This is a genomic window from Chryseobacterium paludis, assembly GCF_025403485.1.
Lineage (GTDB): Bacteria > Bacteroidota > Bacteroidia > Flavobacteriales > Weeksellaceae > Chryseobacterium > Chryseobacterium paludis.
Genome location: NZ_CP099966.1, coordinates 4,919,034 through 4,935,897 on the forward strand (window position 1 = coordinate 4,919,034; position 16,864 = coordinate 4,935,897).

The window sequence follows — 16,864 nt, forward strand, 5'->3', positions numbered from 1 at the left end:
ATGATGTATTTTAAAAATGTAATCACGCTTATGCTGTTTTTGATAGCACCAACTTTAGTATTTTCCCAGTTGAAGCCCTTGGATGGAATGCTTACTAATTATCAGTATCCCTATGAAGTTCATTTTGTTGATTTGAATTCTCAGAATCAGAATTTGAAAATGGCTTATATGGATGTACAGCCAAAAAATCCCAATGGAAAGATCATTATGCTTCTTCATGGGAAAAATTTTAATGGAGCTTATTGGGAACAGACTGCAAAAGATCTTTCAGATAAAGGGTTTAGAATAATTATTCCTGACCAGATCGGATTTGGAAAATCTTCAAAGCCCAAAAGTTATCAGTTTTCTTTTGCACAGCTCGCTGTCAATACAAAGGCTATTTTGGATGGACTTAAGATTAATAAACTAATTGTTCTGGGGCATTCTATGGGTGGAATGGTTGCAACGAGATTTACACTGATGTATCCTGAAGTAGTAGAGAAGTTAATTCTTGAAAATCCTATAGGTCTTGAGGATTATAAAGTTTTGGCAAAATATCAGACAATCGATGCAGCTTACCAGTCTGAATTGAAAAATACTTATCAAAGCTATAAAGACTATCAGTTGAAGTTTTATTACGATAACCACTGGAAACCTGAATATGATAAATGGCTGGATCTGTTAGCAGGCTGGACATTAAGTAAAGATTATCCTTCAGTCGCATGGAATGCAGCATTAACCACCGATATTGTATTCAACCAACCCGTAGTATATGAATTTAAAAATATTAAAGTTCCCACACTATTAATTATAGGAACAAGAGATCGAACGGCAATAGGAAAGGACAGAGCTCCCAAAGAAGTTCAGGCAAAAATGGGACAGTATCAGGAATTAGGAAAGAAAACACAGGCTGAAATTTTGGGATCAAAATTGGTTGAATTAGAAAATGTTGGACACCTTCCTCATATTGAAGTGTATCCAAAGTTTTTTGATGCTTTGTATAACTTTATTAAATGAGAATAAAAATAAGGTTGTTTCGAATTTAACAGTCATTATTTCTAAATCTTACATTTTTTAAAGATATGAATAAATAAAAAGAGGCTTTCTAAATTTAGAAAGCCTCTTTTTGTATGTATTGTTGTCTGAATTATTTCTTTTTGTAAGCAGCGTCTTTGATTCTAGCTTTCTTACCTCTAAGATCTCTGAAGTAATAAATTCTAGATCTTCTAACTCTACCTTTTCTGTCAACTTCAATTTTTTGAAGAGCTGGCATATTGATAGGAAATACTCTTTCTACACCTACATCACCACTCATTTTTCTGATTGTGAAAGTTTTTGTAGAACCTGTACCTCTTAATTGGATAACTGTTCCTTTGAAGAACTGAGTTCTTGTTTTTTGTCCTTCTTTAATTTCGTAATACACTGTAATTGTATCACCTGCTTTGAATTCCGGGAATTCTTTTTTTGCAATGTACTTCTCTTGTACGTACTTTAATAAATCCATTATTAATGATAATATAATGTTAAGGCTAAGCAACTTACACGTTTTTCGTCAGAGGTTGAATAACAGGTTGCAAATGTACAAAATTACTTTTATATAATCCAAATAATTTTATATTATGAAACAAGATATTTTCAGTGGGTTTCCGGTCTAAAACTTAACACAGCGTTTACTTTCCCATGAGCCTGAGTTTACATAGGAAATCTACTTTTGCAAAAAAGTAAAAATAACGGGATATTTCTTTTCAGATTTATCGGAATACAGTAATACCCCATTCAACACCACCTAAAATTAATCCATTATGAGAATTTGTTTATTTCTTCTTTGTTTTGTCGTCCAGATGGCATTTGGACAGGCATTATTTCCCTATTTACAAAATCCGACACCCAATTCAATGATCGTCAATTGGAAAACCGGATCGAACAGTGAAACGACAGTGCTTTATGGTACTTCATCAACAAATTTAAATGTTACCGTAACCGGAACGACTAATATTTTTTCGGATACAGGTTATAATAACAATTATTTTTATCACACCGCTAAGATTACCAGCCTGCAACCTAATACCAAGTATTATTATAAAATAAAAACGGGTACAAGTGAATCTGCGATATATAATTTCAGAACCCTTCCTTTACCAGGACAAGCTACTACTGCAGATGGTAAAATACGCTTCCTGATTATGGGAGATAACCAGATCAAAGCAGAACCAAGATATGATACCCTTACCTTAAATGCATTTAAAAAATTAAAGCAAAAGTTTGGTGCGAACTCAGATCCCTCAGATAATGTGGCTCTTACTTTTATGGTAGGAGATCAGGTAGACGTCGGGACGTTAGATCATTATGAGAATGTTCATTTTAAAAAGAATATTAAACTATCACCATACCTTCCTATTCAGACAACAGTCGGAAATCATGAAACATATGGAACATTAGGGATGAATTCTTACTATGCTCACTTTTATATTGATGAAATTAAATACAATAATATAAGCTCAGGAAATGAAAATTATTATGCTCAGCAAGCTGGAAATGTCTTATTTGTAAGTTTAAGCTCTGAACATACGGGTGCAGCACAACAAACGTGGTTGCAACAAATTTTAACAGAAGCCAATAATGACCCTAATATAGATTGGATTATTTCTCTAAGTCACAGACCCTATCAGGCAGAACAATATGTAGGTGATATTTCAACATGGGTGCGAAACAATGCAGTTCCTCTTTTAACTTCATCAAGCAAATATTTAATGCATGTTGGAGCGCATCATCATTTGTATCACAGAGGACAGTTAAAAGATACTCCGAATTATCAGATTATTTCAGGTGGAACTGCCTGGGATCAGTATTGGGGAATGTCTACAGAACAGGATTTTGATGATGTTCAGAAAACACTAACAGACTGGACCTATCAGATCGTAGAAGTAGATGTAACCAATGGTAAAGTAGATGTAGAATGCTATTCTATTGGTGGTGTTTATACTAAGAAATATAATGAACTTGTAGATTCTTTTCACAGATATAAAAATCAGCCGAAACCAACAAAACCAAGTATCACCAATACTTTTTCAGGTCCTATAATATTACCACTAACCCTAAACGGAAGTGCTTTTGCATCACCTAATGGCGAACTTTTAAATACCACACAGTTTCTAATCAGTAAAGCAGCAGATTTTTCTGTCATTGAAAAAGAATTTTATCGTGATTATGAAAACTGGTTTGGAAAAGATGGAACACCGGATAAGGCTAAGAACCTTAATGCGGGAGTGGATATTACAAAAGTTACTTTCCCTGCCAATTCAATTTCTAATGGAATTTATTATGTAAAAGCCCGTTACAGAGATAGAAATTTAGAATGGAGTGACTGGAGTGATGTAAAACAATTCCAAGTTTCTGGAAGTGTAGTTTCAAATCCTACATTTACTTTAAATGCCACAGAATACCTGCAAAATACTCCAATTATCGCTACCTATACTGGTGGACCTGGAAATCAAACAGATTGGGTCGGAATTTATAAAAAAGGGCAGATTCCTGCTACTGTAACTTCTCAGACATACCTTTATACCAATGGTCAAACTGCAGGAACTGCGACTTTCAATAATGGATTAGCTGTAAAAGGGCAATATTTTGCTGGATTTTTTGCTAATGATGGGTATACCGAAATTACACCGAGGAAAAATTTCTATGTTGGACCAAAAGTAGTATTACAGGCAACAGCAGATACTTATCCTGTAGGCGGAACTGTGAAAATTAACTTCACGAACGGACCAAATTTAGTAAAAGACTGGATTGGGATTTACAAAATGGGACAAAGCCCGGGAACTAATACTTCAGCAACTTATCAATATGTAACAACTGCTGCAGGAAGCCTTAACTTTACAGGACTTCCAAAAGGATATTATTTTGCACAGTATTTCCTTGAAGATGGGTACACCGCGATTGGTGAGAAAGTTTTCTTTAAAGTAGGAGATATTGTCACCGAATTATGGATCAATAAACCTGTTTATACTTTAGGGGAAAATATTACTGCTTCATGGACCGATTCTCCGGGAATCATCAAAGATTGGTTGGGAATCTATCCTCAGAGTGTTCAGACACCAGACGACAACTTTGTTTCCTATACCTATTTTGACGGAATAACTCAGGGAACAAAAACATTAAGCGGTGCAGCATTACCTACAACTCCCGGAAATTATTATATGGTTATGTTTACCAATGATTCTTATACTGAAGTTTCAAACAGAAAGCAATTTCAGGTTACTTCATCAACTTTAGGAACTGATGATGTGCAAAAAAGCACTGAAAAAAATGTAGTATTATATCCAAATCCTACAAAACCAGGTGAACCTACATTTATTAAGAGTGATTATCCAATTGATAAGATTGAATTATTATCCGCAACAGGCGATTTATTGTATGAATCTAAAAACGTACATAATCAGCGTTTCTCTTTAGTGAATGAAAACCTTCCAAAAGGAGTGTATTTTGTGAAAGTTCACACCAGAAAACTATTTACATTAAAACTTATTATACAATAATAGTTCTATTACACTAATAAAAACCGCCACTTAAATTTTAAGTGGCGGTTTTTTATTTTTCTGAAACTCTTATTTAAAAGACTATTTATATTTAAAAAATATTATACAATAAATTATCTTCCGATATACCGGTCTGGGGGCTATAATTTGTTTCATCCTGTTCCGAATCGGCTAAAATTTTCGAATCCTGAGTAAGTTTTCCATTGGAATCATAAATCTTTAATAATATCCATTTTCCACTGCGTTCTATTTCTTTTGTGCCAGAATCTATTTTAAATTTAATCTTTCCACTTTGAAGAATTCCATTTTTTACAACAGCTTTGTTGGCCGGTTTACCATTGATATATTGTGCAATTTGTGCCGTAAAAAGATAGCTTTCATCCACTGGTTGATTATAAACGTAAAGAATAGCTCCCTTATCATTATAAACAGTTGCTTCATATGTGTTTTTATCAGCGTTTAATTTCTTTTCGTATTGCAGTTTAGTTCCTTCAAAAAATGTCTTCGAATGCACTAAAACCCCATCTTTATAAAGTTGTTCATTATGGTCATCATATGAAGTGCCATTATAAGGCAGATCGTTTTTGTAGGTAATATTGGATTTTAAAGTGCCACTATCATTATAGTATTTCATTTCCTGTACAGAATCATCTTTAAGAATTTTCTCTGAGTATAACTTTCCATTATCACTAAAGCTTTTATTTAATACAAGTGACCCGTTTTTATAAACATCAATGGTAGAAATTTGCAAATAATCATAAGTAAATTGATAATCTTCACCTTCGTAAGGTGTAAGATATTCAGCTTCTGTATTTGATTTATATACTAAATTTCCTATTTTTTTTCCGGATTCATCGTAGGTTGTTTTGTATCCGTCTTTTTTGTTTTTTTTCTCTTCTTGTAAAAGATTTCCATTTTTGCCAAATACAGTACTCTCAATTACATTTCCATTTTTATATTTTTCAATTTTAGAAACCCGCATTGGATTATAATAATATTCTACAACAGTACCACTATTGGTTGTGGATGAAGAATAGCTGTTACTACCAAGTGATTTACCTTTATCCCCGTAGTATTTAGTTTCAGAATCTCCATTTTTCTCAATGCTCGTCTCATATCTGATTCCTTTGATGTCTTCATCGTAAATTATTGTTTTATATACTTCAGGACTTTCATATATGGTTAGAGAATTAAAATAAGATGAATTTTCAACATCTTTGTAAGCGTAGCTCTTTCCCTTATAGCCGCCATCTGAATTATAGGTGAAATCCTCAAGTATTCTTCCTTTCTCATCAAATGATTGAGCTGGACCCAATTGTTTTCCTTTAGAAAAAGTGGTAGAATTGATTACTTTTCCTTCTTTTGTATACCAGGTCACTTTTCCTTCATATACTTCATTTTGTGGAGTTATATCTGAAGCTAAGCCTTCCATTTGAAGAGTTCCGTTTTTGTAATAATCTTTTATTAAGGTAAACTTACCTTTTGGTTCAGTTTCCCGATAATATTCCATTTTATTTTGAGTGGTCTTTTCCCAGTTTTCATCAAAATAGATTTTCTCTTGTGAATAGACCTTTATTGTAAATAGTAGCGCTAATAGCGTTAGGGTAAATAATTTTTTCATGTATACATTAATTTTTGTAAAGGTGAAGTTTAAAAATTGATCTCGATGAATTTCTTCATCTTAAGTCATATATTCTTTGGAATTAAATAAGAAGATATTTTTATCTGTGATTAGATATAGAGTAGGAGAAACGGCTAAGCTGCAGTTAGGTATTTTTTTTCTCATGGAATTAATTTGTGTTTGCTAAATAATTAATATACTAACTATATTAACAGGTCTGAATATGTGGTAAATAATTTTCACCAAATATAGACCAATTTTAGAAAAAAAATAAGGAAAAAGTTCTGGTTATTGGCTTTCTAAAAAATATTTAATCCTTTGTAGATTTTAGTGCCCATGCTATCAATGGAGCCTGCATGAAAAGCCTTGCCAATCTCTGACTATCTGTATTAAGACCAAAAGAATCCCTTCTGTTCCTATATTGAGCAATATTTCCGGGAAGAACGGCCACAAAGAATCCAGCGAGAACTTTTCCCATTGTTTTCCTATACTTTTGAGGAGTCACAATCGCTGCTGTTCCTAAAAGGATTTCTGCGATTCCTGAATATACTACAGTATCATCTTTTTTTAAAGGAACCCACTCCGGAACCTGAGCCTGAAATTCCTTTCTCGCAAACGTAAGGTGACCTATTCCTGCTGAGATGAGAAATGCACCAAGTGCTACCTTTGATATATCTTTTGTTTCCATAATACTGTTTTTTTGAGGCGCTTGTCAGTTGAACCTTATAATTACTTATTGTATTAGTTCCAAAATCTAGACCATTAAAAAAAGTAAATAATTTTTTAATATGTAATCTTAATATACTCAGTTAGATAGGATTGTCGTTATAAGACCTGGACGGAACTTTTTTTTGTACCTAAAGAAAATTTGGTCTGCAAATTGTCGCATTAATTCTAATTACCGGATTTTATGATGTTAATTATAAATGTTTTTTCTGCTTAAAATAAAATGATTTTAAAAAGAAAAAAATAAAATAGTTTGATATTCAATATTTGGATTGATAAAAACGTTCAATTTTAAATTTGATATAATGAAGCCAAAAAAAATTCCTGGAATACCACTACAAAAAGAAGGCGGATTTCATGACACTGAAAGTCAAAAGTATTATAATGATGCCGTATTGGCAGCAGAAAAGTTTAGTATTTTAAAAGAAAGATTCTTCTCGGTCAATCAATGGCAACAATTTAGCGGAGAAAATACATCAGATTTTAAACTTTTTGATTCCAACAGAAAGCCTCTCGACCGTTCTCCTGAAATAGGAGATTTTATTAGGATTAATATACCTGGTCCCGGTGAAGCAGAAGCAAAAGGATATGATTGGGTAGAAATTGTTAATATATTTCATCAGGTTGCTGATGAGTTTGAGAGTTTTTTAGTAACCTGCAGCCCATCGAAAATCCCTGGGAATGACCAAAATGATCATGTTGCACATTTTTACAGTGATAAAGCGACATCAACTTTTCTTATTTCAAGAAATGGCAAAGAACTGACGGCTGCGATATATGGACGGAATGAATCTCCAAATTATAATGCTGCATTCGTTGATAAACTTAGAAATATGATGGTTGGTTTAGGAGGAATGGTGGGAATATCAAAAATCCAATGGAAAGCACTTTCAGACGGATTACTTGATTTTGAATAATGTAAAGTAAGATCTGCCTACTGAATCTGATCTCTATAAAAAAGTATGTAAACTGATTTTTAAATCCTGTTTTTTCGAATATGAACTTTTATAAGTTCAAATAAAAATCCAGACTACCACAGTTACGAGAAAAATTATTAAATTTAGCCAACAGAAAATCTAATATTTAATGATTGATAAAAGAGTAAAAAATGCACAGGAAGCCATTGAAGGTATTCAGGATGGAATGACTTTAATGTTAGGTGGATTCGGTCTTTGTGGTATTCCTGAAAACTCCATTAATGCATTGGTAGAAAGCGATGTAAAAGACTTGACATGTATTTCCAATAATGCAGGAGTTGATGATTTTGGATTAGGATTACTGCTTCATAAAAGACAAATTAAAAAAATGATTTCTTCCTATGTTGGAGAAAATGCAGAGTTCGAAAGACAGATGCTTTCCGGAGAATTAGATGTTGAACTTACTCCTCAGGGAACGCTTGCTGAAAAATGCAGAGCAGCTCAGGCTGGAATTCCTGCTTTCTATACTCCTGCAGGATATGGAACAGAGATTGCTGAGGGTAAAGAAGTAAAAGATTTCGATGGTAAGCCTCATATTTTAGAACATGCCTATAAAGCTGATTATTCTATTGTAAAAGCCTGGAAAGGAGATTATGCCGGAAATTTAATTTTCAAAGGATCTGCAAGAAACTTTAATCATCCAATGGCGGGCGCTGCAAAAATTACAATTGCTGAAGTGGAAGAATTAGTAGAAGATGGAGAATTGGATCCTAATCAGATACATATTCCCGGAATTATGATTCAGAGAATTTTCCAGGGTGAAAAATTCGAAAAGAGAATTGAACAAAGAACTGTTAGACAAAAAGAATAATTTCTTTTGAAAAACAACATTTAAAATAAAAACAAAGCGCTGAATAATTTATTCAGCGCTTTGTTTATTCTTCCGAAATAAGCATTTTTCTTTCTCCGATTTGTTGTCGCCACATGGCATAATACAATCCTTTTTCGGCAATTAGATTATCATGAGATCCCATTTCTATGACTTGTCCGCGTTCAAGTACATAAATTCGGTCTGCATGCATAATAGTGCTTAAACGATGGGCGATAAGAACTGTAATTTGTTCCTTTTCCTTTGAAATATTTTTTATGGTGGATGTTATTTCTTCTTCAGTAATACTGTCCAAAGCTGAAGTCGCCTCATCAAAAATCAATAAATGGGGCTTTCTTAAAAGTGCCCGAGCGATAGCGATTCTTTGTTTTTCCCCACCACTCAATTTCAGCCCTCCTTCACCAATAACCGTTTCAATACCTTTTTCTGCTCTTTCTAATAATGCAGTACAACTTGATTTCTGTAAAGCGATTTCCAAATCCACTTCTGTAGCTTTAGGATTTACAAAAAGAAGATTTTCTTTGATCGTTCCTGCAAAAAGCTGAGTATCCTGGGTTACAAAACCAATTTGATTTCTCAATTCATCAAAGTCAAATTCTTTTCCATTAATTGTATTGTAAAAAATATTTCCTTCCTGTGGCCTGTAAAGCCCAACCAGTAATTTTACCAATGTACTTTTCCCTGAACCACTAGGTCCTACAAAAGCAATGGTTTCTCCATTTTTCACATCAAAAGAGATATTATTTAAGGCTTTATACTGTGCCGACTGATGTTTGAAGGAAACATGTTTAAATTCTAATTCTTCAATAGCACCAATTTGTTTTGGATGAAGTGGTTTTTCTTCCACCTCTTTTTTCATTAAACGATCAAAGTTATTAAGAGATGCTTCTGCCTCACGATAAGAAATGATAATATTCCCAATTTCCTGCATCGGTCCGAAAATAAAAAAACCATAAAACATCAGAGACAGGTATTGTCCGGGAGTAACAATATTTTTGAAAATTAATAATAACAGGGTCAGGGTAATCATCTGTTGAAGAAAATTGACCATCGTTCCCTGGATGAAACTTAAAGAACGGATACTTTTAACCTTTCTAAGCTCAAGTCCAAGAATCTTATACGTATTATTATTTAAACGGATAACTTCTTGATTGGTTAGTCCTAAACTTTTAACAATTTCTATATTTCTTAAACTTTCTGTAGTACTTCCAGCTAAAGCCGTTGTTTCTGAAACAATATTTTTCTGAATGTTTTTTATCCTTTTGCTCAATAAATTGGTGATAAAAGCAATCAGGAAAATTCCACAGATATACACAGGCATAATCGACCAATGTAAACGAATAGCATACACGGAAACGAAAATAATACTGACTAATATTCCGAAGAATATATTAATGAAACTGGTGATGAATTTCACCGTATCCTCTCGTACTTTCGTTAAGATCGATAAGGTTTCACCACTTCTTTGGTCCTCAAATTCCTGGTAGGGTAATGCCATTGAATGCTTTAGACCATCAGTGAATATTTTCGCACCAAACTTTTGGGTAATAACGCTTACCGCATAATCTTGAAATGCTTTGGCAATTCGGCTTATCATTGCTGTTCCGATAAGCAATGTTAAAAAATAAAACGCCCCGTGGTAAATTCCATTTCCATATAAATATTGATTCAGATTTCTGGGAATGAGTTTTTCCTTATCAAAAAAATTAGGATGGGTAACCAGCTGATCAAGGATATTACCGGTAATTGCCGGTGCAAATAAAGAAAAAACCTGATTAATGGTGGCCAGTAACAAAGAAAGGGCAATCAACCATTTGTAAGGTTTAAGATATCTTAAGAGTATTTTCATTCGATTAAATAATCCTGCAAAATTAAAGATATTATTTTGACTTATGATGTTAATAATTTGGAATAATAAAGACCTTTTGTATTCAATTGAAAATATTTAAATTGCAGTCTAAGTTTTTATTATGCTCACAAAAGAACAAATTGCTAAAAGAATTTCAAAAGAACTGAAAGACCGCTACTATGTAAACCTGGGAATAGGGATTCCTACTCTGGTTGCCAACTACGTTCCAGATGGTATAGACGTAGAGTTTCAGAGTGAAAATGGAGTTCTCGGAATGGGACCTTTCCCTTTTGAAGGCGAAGAAGATGCCGATATTATTAATGCCGGAAAACAGACGATTACGATATTGCCAGGAGGATCATTCTTCGATTCTGCTTTCAGTTTTGGAATGATCAGAGGTCAGAAAGTAGATCTAACCATTCTTGGAGCGATGGAAGTTTCTGAAAATGGAGATATTGCCAACTGGAAAATTCCTGGAAAAATGGTGAAGGGAATGGGTGGTGCAATGGACTTAGTAGCTTCTGCTGAAAATATCATCGTTGCAATGATGCACGTAAACAAAGCAGGAGAAAGTAAAATTCTAAAGAAATGTACGCTTCCATTAACAGGTGTAAACTGCGTGAAAAGAGTAGTGACAGAATTAGCAGTACTGGATGTCACTCCTGCAGGTTTTAAGCTCGTTGAAAGAGCACCAGGAATTTCAGTAGAACATATTATCAAATCTACAGAAGCAGATCTTATCATTGAAGGGGATATTCCTGAAATGCAATTCTAAATAAAAAATAAAGGCTGTTACAATTTCTGAAACAGCCTTTTTTATATATATAATTGTAATTTTAAAATCTAAGATCATTTTCCATCCTGAGCTCCGAAAACCTTCTGCAATATACTTGTCGTTCTCATAGCCGGAGTATTTCTTATTCCACTTTCTTTTTCTGCCACCATTTTGAATACGCCATTAATAGTTTCTGTGGTAACATATTCGTTAAGATCAGTAGTTACAGACTGTCCAGTAAACATATTGTATTTTGAAATAAGATTTTTCCAAACCGTATCAGCTCCTACTTTTCCTAAAGAAGCCTGTACTTTTGGCTGGAAAGCGGTAAACAGTTGGCTTTGGGTTTTAGTCTGCAAATAATTGGTTGCTGCATTATTGGAACCTAATAAAATATTTTTAGCATCCGTAATGGTCATGGAAGTAATGGCATTCGTGAAAATAGGAGCGGCTTCTGTTACCGCATCTTCAGCAGCTCTGTTTAATAATTTTACCCCCTCATCTGCTAGTTTACCCATTCCTAAAGAACGTAACGTAGTGTCGACTTTCCGTAATTTTTCAGGCATTAAAATTTTTACAGCCTCATTTTTTAAAAATCCATCAGTTAAAGCCAGTTTTTTTACACCATCAGTTACTCCAAGACTTAAAGCTTCCTTTAATCCAGATGAGATCTGTGATGAGGTAAGATTGTTCAGATTAATAGAGGACGATCTATTGGGAGATGAGGTAGATATGGCAGTCGTATTGGATGTAGTGGTATTTTTTGTTTTACCGGGATTATTTAGATCAACTCCCGTTTTATCCTTAACAGTAGATTTTATAATGTCTAAAAGTTGGGCTTGAGACGAAACTGAAAATAATAATCCAGCAGCCAGAAAAATAGTTTTTCTCATTGTATTTTTTTGCAAATTTAGATGTTTTATTATTTAATAAGTTAAAATGAGCAAAAGAGTTTTAGAAAATAATTATCTTAGCTAAAACCTTAATCATACTTAAATGCGACGTTTTCTATTTATATTTTCTGCTATTTTTTCCACTGTTTTTCATGCTCAGAAGAAACCAAATTTAATTCCTTATCCACAAAGTGTAAATATGCAGGCCGGGAAGTTTGAAATTCCAGAAACACTAATACTGAATGATAAACTTCCGAAAGAAGAAACAGAATATTTAAAAAAACGTCTAGGTTCCCAGGTTAAATTTAAATCCAGTAGCAGTACAGAAAAAGTTCATGTGATGCATTTGCTGTTTCCACAGCCAAAAATCCCAATTAATGCTGAAGCAGATAAAGAAAAGTATTCTATTTACATTTCTCCCAAAAGAATTTTGATAAGTTCCTATACCAAGCAGGGGTATTTTCTTGCACTTCAAACGTTGATTCAGTTGTTTGAAGAGCATAGGGAAGACAAGCAAATTCCTGCTATGGAAATTAATGATTCTCCAAAATTTGCATGGCGTGGAATGCATCTGGATGTTTGTCGTCATTTTTTTACCGTGGATGAAGTGAAACAGTATATCGATTATCTGGCGATGTATAAGCTGAATACTTTTCACTGGCATTTAACTGATGACCAGGGATGGAGAATTGAGATCAAAAAATATCCAAAGCTTACCGAAATAGGTTCTAAAAGAAAAGAATCGATGATCGGAGCTTATGTTGATAATACATTTGACGGAAAACCATATGGCCCCTATTTTTATACCCAGGAGCAGATTAAGGAAGTGGTTAAATATGCTGAACAAAGACATATCACTATTGTTCCCGAAATTGAAATGCCGGGTCATGCTTTAGCTGCACTTTCAGCTTATCCAGAATTAGCTTGTACAAAAGGACCTTTTGAAGCTGCTACGAAATGGGGTGTTTTTGATGATGTATTTTGTCCAAAAGAAGAAACTTTTACATTTTTGGAAAACGTTTTGGACGAGGTTATGCAACTTTTTCCATCTCAGTATATCCATATTGGTGGCGACGAGTGCCCGAAGACCAGATGGAAAGAATGTGCACATTGTCAGGAATTAATAAAGAAAAATAACCTGAAAGACGAACATGGTTTACAAAGTTATTTTATTCAGACCATTGAAAAATATGTGAACAGCAAAGGAAGAAAAATAATTGGCTGGGACGAAATTTTAGAAGGTGGATTAGCTCCAAATGCAGCCGTAATGAGTTGGACAGGGGTAAATGGAGGAATTGAAGCGGCGAAATCCAAACATTTTGCCGTGATGACTCCCGGAGCTTTCTGCTATTTTGACCATTATCAGGGAGATCCACAATCGGAGCCAAATGCTTTTGGTGGATTTACTCCTTTAGATAAAGTGTATTCCTATGATCCTATCCCTTCGGAATTAAATGCTGAGCAGGCAAAATACATTTTGGGGGTTCAGGCTAATTTATGGACTGAATATATTCTCGATTTTAAACAGGTGCAGTATATGATTTTTCCAAGGTTAATGGCACTCTCAGAAGTTGCTTGGGGAACAGCGGATTCTAAAAATTATAAAGATTTTGAAAACAGGGTCATACAGCAGTTTAAGGTTTTAGATAAAATGAAGGTGAATTATGCTAAAAGCATTTATAATATTTCAGGAAAAGTAATTCCTGCAGTGAATGGTGTTGCTTATGAATTGTCAACTTCTCAAAATTCCAATGGAATAAAATACACAACGGACGGAACGGATCCGACAATAAACTCTCAATCTTATCAGGAGGTTATTCCTGTATCTAAGGCCATGACAGTGAAGTCTGCCTATTTTGAAGAAGGTCAACTAAAAAGTGCTGTTTCCACACAACAGTTTACCCCTTCCAAAACGACAGGAAAGAACATTAGCCTGGAACAACAGCCAAGTGAAAATTACTCTTTTGGAGGCGCTTTCACTTTAGTGGACGGGATTATTGGAAATCAAAAGCAGTTAGGGAAAACGTGGTTAGGATTTAATGGAAAAGATGTTGTAGCAGTTATTGACTTAGGACAGAAAACACAGTTTTCAGAAATCTATTTCAATACTCTGGAGAATAAGGGAAGTTGGATTCATCTTGCTAAATCAACACAGATTTTTGTTTCCGATGACAACACTAATTTTAAAATGATCAAAGAAATTGGAAAAGAAGAAATTCAGAACTCAAAAGGAAAAGTAAGATTGAATATAGGAAATCAGAACTCAAAATATATTAAAATTAAAATAGAAAATGCAGGAATTATACCAGCCGGAAATCCGGGAGCTGATTCTAAAGCTTGGCTTTTCGTAGATGAAATAGGAGCTTTATAATTATAAATAGTAAAAATATTCCTGCAACCTAATACCAGAAAAATATGAACTCAAGAAGAAAATTTTTAAAAAATACAGCACTTGCTTCTTCAGCATTATTAATGAATCCTTTGGATTTAATAGCTAAAGAGCTTCCTGAAAATAATAAAATCATCAATAAACCCATTGTACTTTCTACATGGAACTTTGGTTTAAAAGCCAATGAAGAAGCATGGACAATTCTTGGTAAAAACGGAAGAGCATTAGATGCTGTTGAAAAAGGAGTACGTTTGGTAGAGTTGGATCCTACGGAGAGAAGCGTAGGTTATGGTGGACGTCCCGACAGAGATGGAAGAGTAACACTAGATGCCTGTATTATGGATGAAAATTATAATATCGGATCTGTTGCCTGTATAGAAAATGTTAAAAATCCGATTTCTGTAGCAAGAGCGGTTATGGAAAAAACACCCCATGTTATGTTGGTGGGAGATGGTGCCCTTCAATTTGCCTTATCACAGGGTTTTAAAAAAGAAAATCTATTGACCCCAGAGTCTGAAAAAGAGTGGAAAGAATGGCTGAAAAGCAGCAAGTATCAGCCGGTTGTCAACATTGAAAATCATGATACGATAGGAATGATCGCATTAGATGCACAGGGAAATCTTTCCGGAGCATGTACAACTAGTGGAATGGCTTTTAAAATGCATGGAAGAGTAGGAGATTCTCCAATTATCGGTGCCGGTTTATTCGTAGATAATGAAGTAGGCGCCGCAACAGCTACGGGGCATGGAGAAGAAGTGATCAGAACAGTGGGAACGCATCTGGTAGTAGAACTAATGAGACAAGGGAGAAATCCCCAGCAAGCCTGTAAAGAAGCAGTAGAAAGAATTGTAAAGATTGCACAAAGAAGAAACAAAAACCTAAAAGATATTCAGGTGGGTTTTATAGCTTTAAATAAAAACGGGGAATATGGATCTTATTGTATCCAGGATGGATTTAATTTTGCGGTTCATGATCAAAAAGGAAACCGATTGGAAACTCCTGAATTTGCATTAAAAAAGTAATTAAAAATCAATAGAATAAATTAATTTCATTTTTGGAATTACAAGAATGAAATTAGTTTTAGCTAAAATATAAACAGTAGAATTTAAGAATGTCAAAGATAGAAATAGCCTGCTTTAACCCACAGTCTGCAATAATTGCTTTTGAAAATGGCGCAGACAGAATAGAATTTTGTGATGGATTAAGTGAAGGTGGTACAACACCAAGTTTTGAAACAACAAAAGAACTCAGAGAAAAAATAAACATTCCGGTTTTTGTAATGATTCGTCCTCGTGGGGGAGATTTTACCTATTCTGAAGCAGAATTTGAACAGATGAAGAACGAGTTGACCCAATTGAAATCATTAAATGTTGATGGCTTTGTTTTCGGAATTTTAGATGAAAATGATGAGGTTAATGTTGAGCAAAATAAAATTTTGGTTCAATTAGCTCAACCTCTTCCATGTACTTTTCATCGTGCTTTTGACAGAGCAAAAGGATTGGAGGATTCTTTGGAAAAAGTAATTGATTGTGGTTTTAAAACCATTCTTACTTCTGGACAAAAGCCTAATGTTTCTGAAGGCAAAGAAAACCTTAAAACATTAGTTGAGCTGTCTGATGGGAGAATAGAAATTCTTATTGGCGGAGGGCTAAGATCAACTAATATTCAGGATATCAGGGAATTTACCAGTGCTGGATACTTTCATTCTTCAGCTATTACTGATGGTGGACAATTTGCGAATGCAGATGAAGTAGTTGCTTTGAAGAATAAGTAGTTTCAAGTTATTAATATACTCAACATTTATTATTAATGACTGTTTTTTTTCATTCAGAATGAAGCGGAATGAAAGAATCTCAACATAGCTAAATAGAGATTCTTTCGTTCCTCTGAACGATGGATGAGATTGAATATTTTTTAAACGCAAAGATTTAATATTATACTTTATTGTTTTAAGGAGCAAAGCATTGCGACAAAGTCGCTGATTAAGCTGCTGCATATAACATTCGCTTCATCAAATCAATTTTAATTGATTAAAAACTTTGCTAATTTACGATGTGAAGGAAAAAAAATAAAACTTTGCGTTAAAAAATAAAGTAAACACAAAACACAAATGAATGACAGAAAATGAATTGTCCTATAAAATTATAGGTGCAGCGTTAGAAGTTCATAAAAATATAGGAGTTGGACTACTAGAGAATGCTTATGAGACTGCATTGGCTTATGAATTAACAAAGATGGGCTTACATTACATGTAGAGAAACAAATTTCCTTGCCATTAAGATACAAGG

14 protein-coding genes are annotated in these 16,864 nt (G+C 34.0%); 9 read left to right on the plus strand and 5 right to left on the minus strand.

Translation table 11 applies throughout. The features are described from left to right. The gene (locus NG806_RS22330) at positions 1–996 is read left to right on the plus strand and encodes an alpha/beta fold hydrolase (RefSeq protein ID WP_261511389.1); all 996 of its coding nucleotides are present in this window, start codon (positions 1–3) and stop codon (positions 994–996) included. A gap of 130 nt (positions 997–1,126) precedes the next feature. On the opposite strand, the gene rplS is transcribed toward NG806_RS22330, so the two are convergent. Then, complete coding sequence (gene rplS / locus NG806_RS22335) at positions 1,127–1,483, minus strand: 50S ribosomal protein L19 (RefSeq protein WP_214826301.1); 357 nt, start codon at positions 1,481–1,483, stop codon at positions 1,127–1,129. A 298-nt stretch (positions 1,484–1,781) separates the two neighbouring features. Between rplS and NG806_RS22340 the strand changes: the two genes are divergently transcribed. After that, a complete protein-coding gene (locus NG806_RS22340; RefSeq protein WP_261511390.1) occupies positions 1,782–4,517 on the plus strand; it encodes a fibronectin type III domain-containing protein in 2,736 nt (911 codons plus the stop codon). A 91-nt stretch (positions 4,518–4,608) separates the two neighbouring features. Here NG806_RS22340 and NG806_RS22345 read toward each other — a convergent pair whose 3' ends face one another. Together NG806_RS22345 and NG806_RS22350 are read right to left on the minus strand one after the other, a co-directional pair. Continuing rightward, entirely contained in the window at positions 4,609–6,138 is a 1,530-nt protein-coding gene (locus NG806_RS22345) for a membrane-binding protein (protein WP_261511391.1), read from the minus strand. 310 nt (positions 6,139–6,448) lie between these two features. Further along, complete coding sequence (locus NG806_RS22350) at positions 6,449–6,826, minus strand: DoxX family protein (RefSeq protein WP_261511392.1); 378 nt, start codon at positions 6,824–6,826, stop codon at positions 6,449–6,451. A 343-nt stretch (positions 6,827–7,169) separates the two neighbouring features. On the opposite strand from NG806_RS22350, the gene NG806_RS22355 reads away from it, so the two are divergent. Both NG806_RS22355 and NG806_RS22360 read left to right on the plus strand, forming a co-directional pair. Next, positions 7,170–7,781, plus strand: coding sequence for a hypothetical protein (locus NG806_RS22355; protein WP_261511393.1), 612 nt, complete (start codon positions 7,170–7,172; stop codon positions 7,779–7,781). A 169-nt stretch (positions 7,782–7,950) separates the two neighbouring features. Next, positions 7,951–8,652: a CoA transferase subunit A gene (locus tag NG806_RS22360; protein WP_214826294.1), complete on the plus strand. Its 702-nt coding sequence runs from the start codon at positions 7,951–7,953 to the stop codon at positions 8,650–8,652. Between the two features lie 64 nt (positions 8,653–8,716). Here NG806_RS22360 and NG806_RS22365 read toward each other — a convergent pair whose 3' ends face one another. Beyond that, a complete protein-coding gene (locus NG806_RS22365) occupies positions 8,717–10,519 on the minus strand; it encodes an ABC transporter ATP-binding protein (protein ID WP_214826292.1) in 1,803 nt (600 codons plus the stop codon). A gap of 121 nt (positions 10,520–10,640) precedes the next feature. On the opposite strand from NG806_RS22365, the gene NG806_RS22370 reads away from it, so the two are divergent. Continuing rightward, the gene (locus NG806_RS22370) at positions 10,641–11,294 is read left to right on the plus strand and encodes a CoA transferase subunit B (RefSeq protein ID WP_214826290.1); all 654 of its coding nucleotides are present in this window, start codon (positions 10,641–10,643) and stop codon (positions 11,292–11,294) included. Between the two features lie 74 nt (positions 11,295–11,368). Here the strand turns inward: NG806_RS22370 and NG806_RS22375 are convergent, their stop codons facing one another. Beyond that, positions 11,369–12,187 carry a DUF4197 domain-containing protein gene (locus NG806_RS22375; RefSeq protein ID WP_214826288.1) on the minus strand — a complete coding sequence of 273 codons (819 nt, stop codon included), beginning with the start codon at positions 12,185–12,187 and terminating at the stop codon, positions 11,369–11,371. A 103-nt stretch (positions 12,188–12,290) separates the two neighbouring features. Between NG806_RS22375 and NG806_RS22380 the strand changes: the two genes are divergently transcribed. From NG806_RS22380 to NG806_RS23015, 4 genes are all read left to right on the plus strand, one after another. Continuing rightward, the gene (locus NG806_RS22380; protein ID WP_261511394.1) at positions 12,291–14,558 is read left to right on the plus strand and encodes a glycoside hydrolase family 20 protein; all 2,268 of its coding nucleotides are present in this window, start codon (positions 12,291–12,293) and stop codon (positions 14,556–14,558) included. Positions 14,559–14,602: 44 nt separating this feature from the next. After that, positions 14,603–15,598: an isoaspartyl peptidase/L-asparaginase family protein gene (locus NG806_RS22385; RefSeq protein WP_261511395.1), complete on the plus strand. Its 996-nt coding sequence runs from the start codon at positions 14,603–14,605 to the stop codon at positions 15,596–15,598. A gap of 89 nt (positions 15,599–15,687) precedes the next feature. Then, positions 15,688–16,350 carry a copper homeostasis protein CutC gene (locus tag NG806_RS22390; protein ID WP_261511396.1) on the plus strand — a complete coding sequence of 221 codons (663 nt, stop codon included), beginning with the start codon at positions 15,688–15,690 and terminating at the stop codon, positions 16,348–16,350. Positions 16,351–16,690: 340 nt separating this feature from the next. After that, positions 16,691–16,831: a GxxExxY protein gene (locus NG806_RS23015; protein WP_315941742.1), complete on the plus strand. Its 141-nt coding sequence runs from the start codon at positions 16,691–16,693 to the stop codon at positions 16,829–16,831. Positions 16,832–16,864 lie beyond the last annotated feature (33 nt).

Excerpts from the sequence above, each read along its gene's own strand:
- NG806_RS22350 (WP_261511392.1), bottom strand. The coding sequence starts at position 6,826 with ATGGAAACAAAAGATATATCAAAGGTAGCACTTGGTGCATTTCTCATC.
- NG806_RS22370 (WP_214826290.1), top strand. The coding sequence starts at position 10,641 with ATGCTCACAAAAGAACAAATTGCTAAAAGAATTTCAAAAGAACTGAAA.
- NG806_RS22355 (WP_261511393.1), top strand. The coding sequence starts at position 7,170 with ATGAAGCCAAAAAAAATTCCTGGAATACCACTACAAAAAGAAGGCGGA.
- NG806_RS22345 (WP_261511391.1), bottom strand. The coding sequence starts at position 6,138 with ATGAAAAAATTATTTACCCTAACGCTATTAGCGCTACTATTTACAATA.
- NG806_RS22330 (WP_261511389.1), top strand. The coding sequence starts at position 1 with ATGATGTATTTTAAAAATGTAATCACGCTTATGCTGTTTTTGATAGCA.
- rplS (WP_214826301.1), bottom strand. The coding sequence starts at position 1,483 with ATGGATTTATTAAAGTACGTACAAGAGAAGTACATTGCAAAAAAAGAA.
- NG806_RS22385 (WP_261511395.1), top strand. The coding sequence starts at position 14,603 with ATGAACTCAAGAAGAAAATTTTTAAAAAATACAGCACTTGCTTCTTCA.
- NG806_RS22340 (WP_261511390.1), top strand. The coding sequence starts at position 1,782 with ATGAGAATTTGTTTATTTCTTCTTTGTTTTGTCGTCCAGATGGCATTT.
- NG806_RS22365 (WP_214826292.1), bottom strand. The coding sequence starts at position 10,519 with ATGAAAATACTCTTAAGATATCTTAAACCTTACAAATGGTTGATTGCC.
- NG806_RS23015 (WP_315941742.1), top strand. The coding sequence starts at position 16,691 with ATGACAGAAAATGAATTGTCCTATAAAATTATAGGTGCAGCGTTAGAA.
- NG806_RS22380 (WP_261511394.1), top strand. The coding sequence starts at position 12,291 with ATGCGACGTTTTCTATTTATATTTTCTGCTATTTTTTCCACTGTTTTT.
- NG806_RS22390 (WP_261511396.1), top strand. The coding sequence starts at position 15,688 with ATGTCAAAGATAGAAATAGCCTGCTTTAACCCACAGTCTGCAATAATT.
- NG806_RS22360 (WP_214826294.1), top strand. The coding sequence starts at position 7,951 with ATGATTGATAAAAGAGTAAAAAATGCACAGGAAGCCATTGAAGGTATT.
- NG806_RS22375 (WP_214826288.1), bottom strand. The coding sequence starts at position 12,187 with ATGAGAAAAACTATTTTTCTGGCTGCTGGATTATTATTTTCAGTTTCG.